The sequence below is a fragment of the Nocardia veterana NBRC 100344 genome (assembly GCF_000308855.1).
Taxonomy (GTDB): Bacteria; Actinomycetota; Actinomycetes; order Mycobacteriales; family Mycobacteriaceae; genus Nocardia; species Nocardia veterana.
Window position 1 is genome coordinate 1 of sequence record NZ_BAGM01000050.1, and the last position, 14773, is coordinate 14773.

At 69.0% G+C, this 14773-nt stretch carries 12 protein-coding genes; 5 read left to right on the forward strand and 7 right to left on the reverse strand.

Annotated elements, in window-relative coordinates:
• The first annotated feature begins 638 nt into the window (after positions 1 to 638).
• Together ON37_RS08260 and ON37_RS08265 are read left to right on the forward strand one after the other, a co-directional pair.
• On the forward strand, positions 639 to 971 hold the full coding sequence (locus ON37_RS08260) for a hypothetical protein (protein ID WP_040718229.1): 333 nt from the start codon (positions 639 to 641) through the stop codon (positions 969 to 971).
• Between the two features lie 15 nt (positions 972 to 986).
• Positions 987 to 2429, forward strand: a complete 1443-nt coding sequence (locus ON37_RS08265; RefSeq protein ID WP_174362082.1) for an RNB domain-containing ribonuclease — start codon at positions 987 to 989, stop codon at positions 2427 to 2429.
• Here the strand turns inward: ON37_RS08265 and ON37_RS08270 are convergent.
• From ON37_RS08270 to panB, 7 genes are all read right to left on the reverse strand, one after another.
• Positions 2410 to 2814 (reverse strand): MerR family transcriptional regulator, encoded by a 405-nt coding sequence (locus ON37_RS08270; RefSeq protein ID WP_040718230.1) that lies wholly within the window; start codon positions 2812 to 2814, stop codon positions 2410 to 2412. The two genes, ON37_RS08265 and ON37_RS08270, sit on opposite strands and share 20 nt — an antisense overlap.
• A gap of 32 nt (positions 2815 to 2846) precedes the next feature.
• On the reverse strand, positions 2847 to 3863 hold the full coding sequence (locus ON37_RS08275) for an NADP-dependent oxidoreductase (RefSeq protein ID WP_040718231.1): 1017 nt from the start codon (positions 3861 to 3863) through the stop codon (positions 2847 to 2849).
• Between the two features lie 49 nt (positions 3864 to 3912).
• Positions 3913 to 4782 carry a CHAD domain-containing protein gene (locus ON37_RS08280; protein WP_040718232.1) on the reverse strand — a complete coding sequence of 290 codons (870 nt, stop codon included), beginning with the start codon at positions 4780 to 4782 and terminating at the stop codon, positions 3913 to 3915.
• Positions 4779 to 5741, reverse strand: coding sequence for a prolyl aminopeptidase (gene pip / locus ON37_RS08285; RefSeq protein ID WP_040718234.1), 963 nt, complete (start codon positions 5739 to 5741; stop codon positions 4779 to 4781). The genes ON37_RS08280 and pip overlap by 4 nt, the downstream gene beginning before the upstream one ends.
• Entirely contained in the window at positions 5741 to 6187 is a 447-nt protein-coding gene (locus ON37_RS34030) for a hypothetical protein (protein WP_245553114.1), read from the reverse strand. The genes pip and ON37_RS34030 overlap by 1 nt, the downstream gene beginning before the upstream one ends.
• A gap of 96 nt (positions 6188 to 6283) precedes the next feature.
• Entirely contained in the window at positions 6284 to 7174 is an 891-nt protein-coding gene (locus ON37_RS08295; RefSeq protein WP_040718235.1) for a hypothetical protein, read from the reverse strand.
• Positions 7175 to 7365: 191 nt separating this feature from the next.
• Complete coding sequence (panB, locus tag ON37_RS08300; protein WP_040718236.1) at positions 7366 to 8238, reverse strand: 3-methyl-2-oxobutanoate hydroxymethyltransferase; 873 nt, start codon at positions 8236 to 8238, stop codon at positions 7366 to 7368.
• 239 nt (positions 8239 to 8477) lie between these two features.
• Between panB and ON37_RS08305 the strand changes: the two genes are divergently transcribed.
• The 3 genes from ON37_RS08305 (at position 8478) to ON37_RS08315 (ending at position 14637) form a co-directional block, all read left to right on the forward strand.
• Entirely contained in the window at positions 8478 to 10019 is a 1542-nt protein-coding gene (locus ON37_RS08305; protein WP_040718258.1) for an alpha/beta hydrolase, read from the forward strand.
• Positions 10020 to 10092: 73 nt separating this feature from the next.
• Positions 10093 to 11430 (forward strand): type I glutamate--ammonia ligase, encoded by a 1338-nt coding sequence (glnA, locus tag ON37_RS08310; protein ID WP_040718237.1) that lies wholly within the window; start codon positions 10093 to 10095, stop codon positions 11428 to 11430.
• Positions 11431 to 11628: 198 nt separating this feature from the next.
• Complete coding sequence (locus ON37_RS08315; RefSeq protein ID WP_040718239.1) at positions 11629 to 14637, forward strand: bifunctional [glutamine synthetase] adenylyltransferase/[glutamine synthetase]-adenylyl-L-tyrosine phosphorylase; 3009 nt, start codon at positions 11629 to 11631, stop codon at positions 14635 to 14637.
• The last annotated feature ends 136 nt before the right edge of the window (positions 14638 to 14773 follow it).

The following is a 14773-nucleotide window of genomic DNA, read 5'->3' on the forward strand; positions in this document are numbered from 1 at the left end:
ACGAACTGTTACTCGACGACTCTCGTCGTGGGACGAACTCTCGTTACCGGACCGGCCTCCGGAGACCGGTGCGTACGGCCGGTGGCCTTCGAGTTCGATGGCGGCTGCGCGATCCGGCGCGGGGCGCACCACTCGGCCACAGTAACAGCGCGGCGCGACCCCCGCAGGACCGGCGGAAAACGGACTCGACCACCGCTTTCGGGTCCGCGTGCCGGTTCCGCACCGTTCGCCGGGGGCCGCGAAATGATGTCATTCTGCTCTGAATGTCGGGTTATTACGTGCCGGAACTATTCCGTTCACGCGGGGCGCCTGCACGCGATGCCGCCGGCGATGCGCCCGGGCCGCCACCGGTGCCGCCCCTCCGCGATAGCGGGGCCATCGACCCGGTTCGGCCGCGAAATCGCAGGCACCACAGGTTGCCGTGGTCGGCCGGGTCGGTGGCAGCCGGTGTTCCGCGGCGGCGCACCCCCGGCAAATTCGGCGGAATCGGCAGGTCCCGGCGTGTCCCGCGCGACGAACCGCCCCGGAGTGGCCGCAACCGTGACCGACGTCATAAAGTGTTGGCCGTTGGAAGTGTCGCTGCCGGGGGTGGCAGCGACTACGGGTGCTACGAGTGTCGGAAAGCAGGTTCTGTATATATGCGAGTAGTTCGCAAGTTGGCGGCCGGTGCCGTGATCGCCGCGGCTGCGTCGGGTCTGGCGGTGCTGGGCGCGGGCTCCGCGTCCGCGGTCGCGGTCACGCCGTTGCCGGGTGGCGTGCAGGTCGACCTCAGCCCGGGTGACACCCAGTGGGTCTCCCAGTCCCATGTCGGTCGGACGATCGCGGTGTTGCCGCATCCGTCGGCCGCCTCGTTCGGCCAGGCCCTCGATGCCGCGGCGACGCTGTCGTCGCAGTACCCCGACGGCCGCGTCGTGTTCACCGTGTACGGCCCGTTCGATCAGCTGAACGGCACCATGCTGGCGCTCAAGTAGGGTTCAGCGCTCCGCGTGGAACTGCATCCCAGGATCGTTTCGGCGCCGGTGGATTTCGGCGTCGTACGGTCCGAATTCGGACTCGCCTCGGACTATCCGTCCGAGGCGGTCTCGGAGGCCCGCAACGCATCCGATGCGTTTGCGGGCGTCCGGGCCGATCGCACCGATATTCCGTTCGTGACGATCGACCCACCCGGCGCCATGGATCTGGACCAGGCGCTGTATCTCGAACGCACCCCGACCGGATTCCTGCTGCATTACGCCATCGCCGATGTCGGCGCGGTGATCGCGCCCGATGGTGCGCTCGCGCGGGAATCCCACCTCCGCGGACAGAGCTTCTACCTTCCCGACGGCACCGTGCCACTGCATCCGCCGGTGCTCTCGGAAGGGTCGGCCAGTCTGCTGCCCGACCGGGACCGGCCGGCAGCACTGTGGACCATCGAATGCGACGACAAGGCCGAGCCGCAGCGCTTTTCGGTGCAGCGCGCCCTGGTCCGTTCCCGGGCCCGCCTCGACTATCCGAGCGTCCAGGCCGACGCCGACGCCGGCCGATTGCACCCCTCGATCGCGGCCCTGCCGGAATTCGGCCGCCTGCGGATCGACGCGGGTTTGGCCCGCGGTGCCATCGAATTGCGGCTGCCCGCCCAATCGGTGGTTCCGGACGGCCGCGACCACGACACCGAACACTGGCAGCTGGTGGTCGAGCCGCGCACCGCCGCCGACGACTGGAACGAGCAGGTGTCATTGCTCACCGGAATGTGCGCGGCCCGAATCATGCTGGCGGACAATGCCTCCGGCGAGCGCATCGGGCTGTTGCGGACCATGCCGGCACCGCCCGCCTCCGCCATCGCATCGATGCGGCGCACCGCCGCCGCGCTCGGTGTCCGATGGCCGGCCGATATGCCGGTCGGCCGCATGCTCGCCGGCCTGGATCCGAATACCCCCGCCGCGCTGGTGCTGATGTCGGAAGCGACCGGCCTGCTGCGCGGCGCCTCCTATACCGTGCTCGACGGTGAGATGCCGGATGTGGTGCAGCACAGCGGAATCGGCGCGCCCTACGCGCATGTGACGGCGCCGCTGCGGCGCCTCGCCGACCGCTACGCCACCGAAATCTGCCTGGCTCGCTGCGCCGGCACCCCGGTGCCGCAGTGGGTGCGCGACGGATTGCCGGCCGCCGCCGACTCGATGCGCCGCAGCGACGCCCTCGGCGGCAAACTCGAGCGGGCCTGTATCGATCTCACCGAATCCACCGTGCTGGCACCACGATTGGGCGCCGTCTTCGACGCCGTGGTGATCCGTGAGGGTAACGGCAACCGGCCCGCGGAAATTTTCGTCCCGGATCCGCCGATCATCGCCAAATGCGCGGGCTCCCCACCGGAGGGCCGACGTGTACAAGTCCGCCTGGACCTCGCCGACCCCGATAAACGCATGGTGAGCTTCACTTTTCCGGCGGACTGACCGAGTCGCCACCGGCCTGTTCCGGATCCAGCCACGGCATCCGCTGCACCAATCGATCGCGCAGCCGGGTGAGCCGCGCAATGCGCTCGTTCAGCTCCGCCACTCGCGGTGGTCCGACCACGGCGTATCCGAAGGCACATCGCGGTTCGTACGGGAAGACCTCCGGCAGCTCCCGATCGAGATAGGGCGCGAAGGCCCGCACATCCTCGACGGTGAAACCGAGGTGCAGCAGTTCCCGGATATTGCGTACCCGGGCGACCGCGTCCTCGTCGTAGTCGCGGTATCCCGATGCGGTGCGCCCGCAGGTGAGCAGGCCCTGTTCTTCGTAGAACCGCAGGGCCCGGGCGGTGACTCCGGTGCGGGCCGCCAGTTCGCCGATCAACATGCCGCTTGTCCTTTCCGACGTTCGCCTCCTGCTCAACGCGCCAGGCGCACCACAACCTTCCCGGTATAGCGACCGCGCACCGTATCGAGTAGCGCCCGCGGCGCCTGGTCGAGGCCGTCCACCACGGTCTCGGTGTGCACGATCCGGCCCGCCGTCGTCCACTCGCGGAGCCGGCGGCCGAATTCGGGTGCCAGATCCAAGTGATCGAGGGTGGTGAAGCCGCGCAGGGTCAGCCGTTTCCCGATCACCGGAAGCAGATCACCGGGCCCGGAATCCGGCTCACCGCCGGCCCGCTGCCGCGCCAGCGCGCCGCACAGCGCGATTCGCCCGCCGACGTTCATCACCTCGATCGCGGCCCGCAGCTGCGCGCCGCCGACATTGTCGAAATAGACGTCCACGCCCCCGGGCGCCGCCGCCCGCAGTCGATCGACGAAGGGTTCGTCGTGGTAGTCGACGGCCGCGTCGTAGCCGAGGGTCTCGACTATGTGGGCGGCTTTCCGCGGTGAGCCGACGCTCCCGACCACGCGCCCGGCGCCGAGCAGCCGCGCGATCTGCCCGGCGACGCTTCCGGTGGCCCCGGCCGCGCTGGAGACGAAGACGGTGTCGCCGGCGCGCAGGTCGGCGGCGACGGTCAGCCCGACATAGGCGACCAGTCCGAAGCCGAGATATTCGGACGGGGAACGATAGGCGTTCGGATCCACCACCCGCACTGTCCTCGCGTCGGCGAGGGCGTGTTCACGCCAGCCGAAGCGATGCAGTACCAGCGCGCCCTCGGGCACCGCGGGATCGCCGGATTCGATCACCTCGCCGATGGCGTCCCCGGCCAACGGCTCGTCGATCGCCAACGGGGGCAGCGGAATTCCGGGATAGGCGCCGATGCGCATCAACAGGCCGGGATCGATGGACATGTAGAGGTTCCGGATCAACACCTCGCCGGCCGCCGGGGCGGCCATCGGTTCTTCGGTCAGGCGGAAATCGGAGAGCCGTGGAAATCCGTGCGGACGCGCGGCCAAGCGGATCGTACGGGTGATCGGTGCATCGGTGGTCATATCGCCGACGGTAAGGATTGACGTGTACGTGAAGGTCAAGCCCGACCGGTCACGACAGATAGTCGTAGCGCAGGAATTCGACGAGGGCGGGATACTGGTCCAGTGCGGTGCGGGCGGCCTCGGCCTCGGCGGCACACAGCAACTCGTAGGGGCCGGTGTCGGCGCCGCGGGTGCGAACCGCCTCGGCGCGGGCGGTGATGGTGGCGAGCGCCTCGATGGCATCGCGGTGGTCGCCCAGCACGCTCTGCACCTTTTTCGCGTGGCGGGCCAGATCCTCGGCCGGCCCGTCGAGGACGTCGGTCGCGGCCTCGGCGCTGTAGCGTAACCGCTTGGCTGCCTTGCGAATATCGTGCAGCGCCTCCACGCAATCGGCGTCGTCGACCTCCCGCTCGGCTCGGACGCGCCGCTGCAGCCGGCGCAGATCGGCGCGCACCGCGGCGGTGAAGACCTGCTCGGCGTCGCGCGCGGCCCGTTTGCGGCGCAGCGGTGGATCGGTGCGCAGGCCCAGCAGCCGGGTGCGCAGCGAGGTGTAGCGCTCGCCGTCGAGGGCGTGCAGTACGGCCCGGTGGGCATCGGTGTACGCCGCGCGTTCGCTGCTCACCAGCCGCCGGCCCAGCCGGCGTTGGATATCGGGGTATTCGGCCAGCAGTGCGGCGAACCGATCCGCGCGCACCTCGGCGTCGCGGGCCACGCCGAGTAGTCCGGCCAGCCAGCGCAGCTCGTCGCGGATGGCGTCGATGTCCTTGCGCTGGAAGACCTTCCGATACGACCGCAGGACCGATCGCAGCCGGCGGGTGGCGACCCGCATCTGATGGACCGAATCCGGTTCGTCGGCCCGGACTTTCGGCTCGGCGCTCAGCAGCCGGTCCACGTCCTCGCCGAGGGCGGCGACGACGGCGGGACCGGCCGCGGCGCTCATCCTCGATCCCGGAATTCGTCGGTCGCCTCGATCAGATGATGGGTGATCCCGGGTTCGGCGGCGGCGTGCCCGGCGTCGGGAACCAGGTGCAGCCGGGAGCCGGGCCAGGCCCGATGCAGATCCCATGCGCTGATGGCCGGGCAGACGATGTCGTGGCGACCCTGCACGATCACCGCGGGAATATGGGCGATGCGGTCGATATCGCGCAGCAGCTGCCCGTCCTCCAGGAAACCACCGTGCACGAAGTAGTGGTTCTCGATGCGGGCGAACGCGAGGGCGAACCGTGGTTCCGCCGATTCCGCGACCCGATCCGGTTGCGGCAGCAGAGAACTCGTGGCGCCCTCCCACGTGGACCAGGCCACCGCCGCGGCGGTGGCGATATCGGGATCGGGGGAGTGCAGCAGGCGGTGGTAGGCCGCCACCAGATCGCCGTCGCGTTCGGCCTCGGGAATCGGGGCCAGATACTTCTCCCATTCGTCCGGATAGACGAATCCGGCGGCGCCGTTGTAGTACCAGTCGATTTCCTTGCGCCGCAACAGGAATATCCCGCGCAGCACGAGTTCGGTGACGCGTTCTGGATGGGTCTGCGCGTAGGCGAGCGCCAGAGTGGAGCCCCAGGAGCCGCCGAACACCTGCCAGCGGTCGATGCCCAGATGACCGCGCAGCCGCTCGATGTCGGCCACCAGATGCCAGGTGGTATTCACCTCGAGACTCGCGCCGTCGGCCACATGCGGGGTCGAGCGGCCGCACCCGCGCTGATCGAACAGCACGATCCGGTAGGCGGCGGGATCGAAGAACTGCCGATGCGTCGGGCCGGTCCCACCGCCCGGGCCACCGTGCAGGAACACCACCGGTTTGCCCTCGGGGTTACCCGATTCCTCCCAGTAGATGTGCTGGCCGTCGCCGACGTCGAGCATGCCGTCGCGATGTGGTTCCAGGGGCGGATACAGCGTGCGCATCAGAATGCGATTCCGGCGGCGAGATCGGGCAACTCCAGTGCCTGCAGGGCCTGGGTGCGGACGTCGGCGCAGCTCTTGGTGGTGATGCGGTCCACGACCGCCTTGTCGCCGAGGACCGCGAGATTGATGCCGCCGTTCTCCGCGGCCCATTGGTGCACGGTGATGTTGAGCGCCACCCGGCCCAGCGTCGGGCCCTGCACCCGCCAATCCGACAACTGCGGGGAGATCGCGTCACACAGCTTCTGGCCCACCGGGTCCGGAACCTGGATCGGGCTGGTCTGCCCGGGCCTGGCGGTGACGCCCGCCGAACCGCTGGGGTGGGTGCCGCTGGTGGTCGTCGACGCCGCCGACCCGGCCGGTCCGGCGGATCCCGAATCTCCGCCGCCACATCCGGCGATCAGTGCGACACTCAACGCTCCCGCCACCGCGAGCGCTCCGCGAGTCATCCAACGGCTCTGCGACATCAGTTCCCTCTGTTCGATTCCGGCGCATTCGATTGTCATGCTGTGCGCGCTTCGAGTCTGCCATTTCGCAGCCGCGGCTCAGGTGAAGCCGGTGCGCAGCCGGTCGAGCATGTCCGTGACGAACGGAGCGAACCGTTCGGCGGGCCGGCCCGGGGCGGTGTCGATGGTCAGCCACGAATGCAGGGTGGTCAACGGCGCGAGCCGGGCGGACAGCGCGATCTCGCGGTCGGAGATGGCGGTGTGGGCGCGCCAGGCGTCGAAATAGGCCGCTCGGCCCGGATCGGTGTGGGTGCGGATCGACAGGAACGGGTGGGTGAGGATCGCATCGCCCCAGTCGAAGATGGCACCGCCGGCGCGGAAGACGTGGCCGGGATACAGATCGTTGTGTTCCAGGCTGATCCGATCGAACCGTTCCAGTTCGTCCGCGGCGGCGGCGATCGCGTACTCCAGGCCGGGAGCGCGGCCGGCGAATCGGCGATAGATGTCGACCAGGCGGGACGGCGGCAGATACGGAGTTCCGGTGGCACGCAACGTCTCCGTGCGTGCGCACAGGCTGTACTGCAGGCCGGCGTAGCGGCGCAGGACGGCATCCCACTCCGGTGGCCGCGGGGCCGGTGCGGCCGCGCCGGACCCGACGATGCGATCGAGCGGGCCGCTGCGCATCGTCTCGCCGCCGTCGGGATTGAGCATCCACCCGTTGTCACGGTGCACCGCAACCGGTTTCAGCACCGAACCCGGCGCTATCCGGTCGAGGCATCGCACCAGCGCGCCCTCGTGGGCGAAGGCCCGCGCGCTCGCCTTCGCCCACATCGTCGGGCCGGTCGTGTGTATCCGGGCGAGCAGCGTCCAGTCCCGTCGCCGGATCTCCTCGGCGCCGGTCACCGTGAGCCCGTGCGTCACGAGTTCGGCGGTGGCCCAATCGATCAGCGGAGCCACCGGCTGATCGGCCACCGAAACCGGTGCGCTCATCGGACCGGGATCGGTGGCCCCACCGGGCAATACGCGACCGGCAACCGGATTCGACCCACACCCATCGGGCAAACATAATCCACCCCGCCCGGCCCGGCCAGCGCGAATCGGCAGCCGTGGAACGGCTGGGCGCGAGGGCGCGCAGGGCTGCGCGGGCGGCTCGTGGCGAACCGCCCGCTCACGCCCACCGATCAGAAACTGTGTTCCGGCCCCGGGAAGGTGCCGCGCGCCACTTCCTCGGCGTAGGTCGCCGCCGCGTTGCGCAACTCGTCGCCGACCCGGCCGAAGTTCTTGACGAACTTCGCGGTCTTGCCGCTGGTGTATCCGGCCATGTCCTGCCATACCAGCACCTGGGCATCGCAGTCGCTGCCGGCGCCGATGCCGACGGTCGGGATGGTCAGCTTGTGGGTGACCTGGCCCGCGAGCTCGGCCGGCACCATTTCCATCACCACCGCGATCGCTCCGGCCTCCTGGACCGCGATGGCGTCGGCGATCAACTGTTCGGCTCCGTCGCCGCGTCCCTGCACCCGGTAACCACCGAGGGTGTTGACGCTCTGCGGCGTGAAGCCGATATGAGCCACCACCGGGATGCCGGAGGCGGTGAGCCGGGCGATGTGTTCGGAAACCCGTTCGCCGCCTTCGAGTTTCACCGCGTGCGCGCCGCCCTCCTTCATGAAGCGGGTGGCGCTCGCCAGTGCCTGCTCGGGGGAGCCCTCGTAGCTGCCGAACGGCAGATCCGCCACCACCAGTGCGTGGGGCGCACCGCGAACGACGCCACGGACCAGCGGGAGCAGTTCGTCGATGGTGATCGGCACCGTGGTGTCGTAGCCGTAGACCACATTGGCCGCCGAATCGCCGACCAGCAGGACCGGAATTCCGGCCTCTTCGAACAGCCTGGCCGTGGAGTAGTCGTAGGCGGTCAGCATCGCCCACTTCGCACCCGCGGCCTTCCACTGCTGCAGATGCTGTACTCGCGTCTTCCGTCGGGAAGTTGTCGGTGCGGCACCGTAGGCAGCCGTTTCGGCCGTGCTTGCGGAAACAGGATTGTCCTGTGCAGCGGACATCGTCGTCCCTTTCGTCGGTCCTCGAGGCCCGATCGGGTCCCCGGGTTGCTGTGACCCACCCAGTCTGCCACCGCGGCACCTGCGCGTTTAAGGCGTCGCCGGGATGGGATTGGTCACACGCGGTGGCAGCGACCGGCCGGCGGAGACGGCTTGCGTGATCACAACGGGCCCCCGCGCACACCACGTCCGGGCACGAGTGGGGAATGGAAACACCAGCGGGGGATGGAAGGATGACGCGCATGTCCTTGTCGCGATCCGGTCGCGTCGCAGCCGCGGTGGCCCTGATGTGTGTGGCCGCCGCCTGCTCGTCGACGTCGAAGAATCCTCCCGTCGCCCAGCCGTCCACGCCGAGCCCGGCCGCGCTGCAGAAGTACTACACGCAGGTCCCCCGGTGGGGCAGCTGCGAGGGATTCGCCGACTCGTCGACCCGCTTCCCCGAGGACACCGAATGTACGCACGTCTCGGTTCCGATCGACTACGACAAGCCCGAGGGCTCGACCGCGCAGATCGCCGTCTCCCGGATCAAGGCGACCGGCCAGCGCATCGGCTCGCTGTTGTTCAATCCGGGCGGGCCGGGGCAGTCGGGCCTCTGGATGGCGGCTCAGGGCCAGGACACCCCGCTCGCCGAGCGATTCGACCGGATCGGCTTCGATCCGCGCGGGGTCGGCGCGTCCACTCCGCTGATCCAGTGCCTGACCGCGCAGCAGTGGGATCACGAACGCGCCGAACCGCCGAAGGACTACACCCCCGCGGGAATCGCGGCCGCCGAACAGGAGAACAAGGACTTCGCCGCGCACTGCACCGAGAAGACCGGCAACGAATTCCTGGCCCACGTCGGCACCCGCGAGGTGGTTCAGGACATGGACATCATCCGCGCGGTACTCGGTGATCCCAAGCTGAACTATGTCGGCTATTCCTACGGCACCCGGCTCGGCTACACCTATGCCGAGAAGTTCCCGGACAAGGTGCGCGCCATGGTGCTCGACGGTGCCTTGGACCCCGACGCCGATCCGGAGAAGGAGTCGGTGCAGCAGGCCGCCGGTTTCCAGAAGGCCTTCGACGCCTACGCGGCCGATTGCGCGAGCAAACCCGACTGCCCGCTGGGCCAGGATGCGAGCCAGGCGGTGGCCCGCTTCCACGACCTGGTTAATCCGCTGTGGGATCACCCGGCCGACACCCGCGACGGGCGTGGTCTCAGCTACGGCGACGCGATCACCGGCGTGCAGAACACCCTCTACGCCGAGGACAGCTGGAATGTGCTGAGCGCCGGGCTGGCTCAACTGGCCAAGGGGCAGGGGGACATCCTGTTGCAGCTGGCCGACCTCTACGACGGCCGCCGCAAGGACGGCAGCTACGACAACTCCCAGGACGCCTTCCTGGCCATCCACTGCGTCGACGATCCGGCGATCAAGGACCGCGCCGAAACCGACCGGCAGGACGCCGAATACCGCAAGGTCGCGCCCTTCCTGGACGACGGCCACGGCACCGGGCAGGCGCCGCTCGAGATGTGCGCGTTCTGGCCGGTGCCCAACAGCGGGTCGCCGCACAACATCTCCGCTCCCGGGTTGCCCAAGACGGTGGTGATCTCCACGACCGCGGATCCGGCCACCCCGTATCAGGCCGGCGTCGACCTGGCGCACCAGTTGGGCGCGGCGCTGATCACCAACAAGGGAACCCGGCACACCGCCTTCCTTTCCGGTGGCGTGCCGTGCGTGGACGATGCCGTCTTCGCCTATCTGACGGACCTGAAGGCGCCCCCGGAAGGACTCACGTGCGGGTGACGCCACACGTTCGGACCGGCGGTTGTTGCACGATGTAACACGGATTTAACCGCAGGTGCCTACGCTCGCGCGTATGGATCGCCAGAAGGAATTCGTACTGCGGACGCTCGAGGAGCGGGACATCCGCTTCGTGCGACTCTGGTTCACCGACGTCCTGGGATATCTGAAGTCGGTGGCGATCGCCCCCGCCGAGCTCGAGGGCGCCTTCGAGGAGGGCATCGGATTCGACGGATCGGCCATCGAGGGCTTCGCCCGCGTGTCGGAGGCCGATATGGTCGCCAAGCCCGATCCGTCGACCTTCCAGGTGCTGCCGTGGTCCACCAGCAAGGGACATCAGCACTCGGCGCGCATGTTCTGCGATATCGCGATGCCGGACGGTTCGCCGTCCTGGGCCGATCCGCGGCACGTGCTGCGCCGGCAGCTGAACAAGGCGGGTGATCTCGGGTTCAGCTGCTACGTGCATCCGGAGATCGAGTTCTTCCTGATCCGCTCGGCGCTCAAGGACGGCCGTCCGGTGCCCGCCGACAACGGCGGCTTCTTCGATCAGGCCGTGCACGACGAGGCGCCCAACTTCCGCCGGCACGCCATCGACGCGCTGGAGTCGATGGGGATCTCGGTGGAGTTCAGCCACCACGAGGGCGCGCCCGGTCAGCAGGAGATCGACCTGCGTTACGCCGACGCGCTCTCGATGGCCGACAACGTGATGACCTTCCGGTATCTGATCAAGGAAGTGGCCATCGACGAAGGGGTCCGCGCCTCGTTCATGCCCAAACCCTTCTCCGACCATCCCGGCTCGGCGATGCACACGCACATGAGCCTGTTCGAGGGTGAGCACAACGCCTTCGCCGATCCGGACGATCCCAACAACCTGTCCGAGACCGCGCGGGCGTTCATCGCCGGAATCCTCGAACACGCCAACGAGATCAGTGCCGTCACCAACCAGTGGGTGAACTCCTACAAGCGACTGATCCACGGCGGCGAGGCGCCGACGGCCGCGTCCTGGGGCCGCTCGAATCGTTCTGCGCTGGTTCGGGTTCCGATGTACACGCCGAACAAGCAGTCCTCGCGCCGGGTCGAGATCCGCAGCCCCGATTCGGCCTGCAACCCGTACCTGGCCTTCGCGGTGCTGCTCGCGGCGGGGCTGCGCGGTATCGAGAAGGGGTACACGCTGCCCCCGGAGGCCGAGGACGACGTGTGGTCGCTGACCGCGGCCGAGCGGCGCGCGATGGGCTTCCGGGAACTGCCCTCGACGCTCGACGAGGCGCTCAAGGCGATGGAACGCTCGGAACTGGTCGCCGAAACCCTCGGCGAACACGTCTTCGACTTCTTCCTGCGCAACAAGCGCCACGAATGGGCCACCTATCGCAGCCAGGTGACGCAATGGGAGCTGCAGGAGTATCTGACCCTGTGATCGCCTGGGCGAGACCGGCTTCGAGAGTCCGGCCGGTCTCGTCGCGCGGTGGTACGGGCTCGTATCGGAACGCACGAAAGCCCGCAGATCGGGCCCGGCCTTGCTATACCTATGAGACCTGTCCCACGTCCGGAACCGCCGCCCCGCCCGACCCGGGCCTGTGCGGAGGGCCGGCCCTCGCAGGGGTAATTTGAGATCATGGTCCGGCCTCCGACTGCACGTCCTGCGGTTCCCGGCGCCGGTCGGCTGGGATTGCTGGAGCCGACGGCAGCCGCATCGTTACGAGAGCTCGCCTGGGACAACGTCGACAGCGTGCCGCTGCTGTGGGCGTTGTCGCGTTCGCCGGACGCGGATCTGGCACTGCTGACCCTGGTCCGCCTCCGGGAAGCCCTCGGATCCGGTTGGGCCGCATTGGATTCCGCGCTGCGCGAGGATCTCCCGCTGCGTGGCAGGCTGCTCGCCCTGATCGGTTCGTCGAGTGCGTTCGCCGATCATCTGGTGGCCGATCCGACCGGCTGGCAGTTGCTGCGCCGCGATCTGCCGACCCGTGCGGAGATGCTCGACGATCTGCTGGCCGCCGTGGGAGCGACTCCGGAGACGGGGCCCAACGCCGCCCCGCTGCTCTATCGGGCCGCCCATGCCGGGCCGGACGCAATCGCGGTGTTGCGCAAGCGATATCGCGATCAGCTGATGCTGCTGGCCGCGCACGACCTGGCCGCCACGGTGGAGAACGAACCGGTGCTGCCCTATCAGCAGGTCGGCCGCCACCTCACCGATCTCGCCGATGCCGCGCTCACCGCGGCGCTGTCGGTCGCGGTGGCGCGGGTCTGCCCCGACGATCCGGTGCCGGTCCGGCTGGCGGTGGTCGCGATGGGCAAATGCGGTGCGTGCGAACTGAATTACGTCTCCGATGTCGATGTCGTCTTCGTCGCCGAACCCGCCGACACCACCGCCACCCGGCTCGCCGCCGAGATGATGGGTGTGGCAGGCAGCGCCTTCTTCGACGTCGATGCCGCCCTTCGTCCCGAAGGGAAGGCCGGTGCGCTGGTGCGCACCCTGGAATCGCACGTCACGTACTACAAGCGGTGGGCGCGCACCTGGGAGTTTCAGGCGCTGCTCAAGAACCGGCCGGCCACCGGCGATCTGGAGCTCGGGCAGCAGTACAGCGATGCGCTCATGCCGATGGTCTGGAGCGCTTCGGAACGTCCCGACTTCGTCGCCGATGTGCAGGCGATGCGCCGGCGGGTCGAGGATCTGGTGCCCGCCGATCTGCGCGAGCGCGAGCTGAAACTGGGCCACGGCAGTCTGCGCGATGTCGAATTCGCCGTCCAGCTCCTGCAATTGGTGCACGGCAAGGCCGACGAGTCGCTGCATGTGCAGGGCACCGTCGAGGCGCTGACGGCACTGGCGGCGCGGGGCTATGTCGGCCGCGACGATGCCGCGAACCTGACCGCCTCCTACGAATTCCTGCGGTTGCTCGAACATCGCCTGCAACTGCAACGGCTCAAACGCACCCACACCCTGCCCGCGTCCGACGACGAGGAGGGCATGCGCTGGCTCGCGCGGGCGGCGCATATGCGCCCCGACGGGCGCCAGGACGCGGTCGGTGTGCTGCGCAGCGAGATCAAACGCAACACCCTGCGAGTGCGGCGGCTGCACGCCAAGCTGTTCTACCGTCCGCTGCTGGAATCGGTGGCCCGCCTCGACGCCGCCGCGCTGCGGTTGAGTCCCGAGGCCGCGGTGCGCCAGCTGGCCGCGCTCGGTTATGCCGCACCGGAGAACGCGCTCGGACATCTCAAGGCGCTCACCGGTGAGGTCGGGCGCAAGGGTCGTATCCAAGCGTTGCTACTGCCCACCCTGCTCGAATGGCTCGGGGACACACCGAATCCCGACGCCGGTCTGCTGGCCTACCGGCGGGTGTCGGAGGGCCTCGACGACCAGATCTGGTTCCTGCGCGAACTGCGCGACGAGGGTGCGATCGCGCAGCGGTTGATGATCGTGCTGGGTTCCTCGGCCTACCTGCCGGATCTGCTGATCAACGCGCCGGAGACGATCCGGATGTTCGCCGACGGGCCCGACGGCCCGCTGCTGCTCAGCCCCAAGGCCGAGGATGTGCGCACCAGCATCCTCGCCGGCGCCGCCCGCTACGACGATCCCCGCCGCGCGGTCGCCACCGCCCGCTCGCTGCGCCGCCACGAACTGGCCCGCATCGCCTCCGCCGACGTGCTCGGCATGTTGGAGGTGCCGCAGGTGTGCCGGGCGCTGTCGTCGGTGTGGGTGGCGGTGCTGGAGGCCGCGCTGCAGGCGGTGGTGCGGGCCTGGGAAGCCGAGCACGAGGCTCCCGCGCCGGCCGATTTCGCGGTGATCGGGATGGGCCGGCTCGGCGGGATGGAATTGGGGTACGGCTCCGACGCCGATGTGCTGTTCGTCTGCGATCCGCGGCCGGGCGCGGACGAGACCGTCGCGGTGAAATGGGCCATCGGCGTCGCCGAACAGGTGCAGCGGCTGCTCGGCGCGCCCAGTACCGATCCGCCGCTGCAGGTCGACGCGGGTCTGCGCCCGGAGGGCCGGAACGGGGCGTTGGTGCGCACGCTGGCCGCCTACCGCGCCTACTACCAGCAGTGGGCGCAGCCCTGGGAGATTCAGGCCCTGCTGCGTGCCCACCAGGTCGCCGGTAATCAGGAACTGGGCGTGCGGTTCCTGCACTCGATCGACCCCGTGCGCTATCCGAAGGGCGGTATGTCCGAGGATGCGGTGCGCGAGATCCGGCGGATCAAGGCCCGGGTGGACTCCGAACGCCTGCCGCGTGGCGCCAATCCGGCCACGCACACCAAACTCGGCCGCGGCGGTCTCGCCGATATCGAGTGGACCGTGCAGTTGCTGCAACTCCAGCACGCGCACGAGGTGCCGGATCTGCACAACACCTCGACCCTGGACTGCCTGGCCGTGATCGAACGCGACAAACTGCTCGACGCCGAGGATGTCGAGTTGCTGCGCGACGCCTGGCTGACCGCGACCAAGGCCCGTAACGCCCTGGTGCTGGTGCGTGGCAAACCTGCCGATCAGCTACCGGGACCGGGGCCGCTGCTGTCGGCGGTGGCGCGCGTGGCGGGCTGGCCCACCGACGACGGCAGCGAATTCCTCGACCACTACATGCGGGTCACCCGCCGGGCGAAAACCGTGGTCGAACGCGTGTTCGGGGTGTGACCCGGGCTGTCGCGGTTACCGAACCGATACCGGGGTACCGCGATGGTGACGGCTTGGGCGCGACCTGGTGATACCGGGTGGCGTTCTCGTTTCCTCCGTGCTTTTCCGGGGTGCGCGGGGCGTACGGCGACGTAAA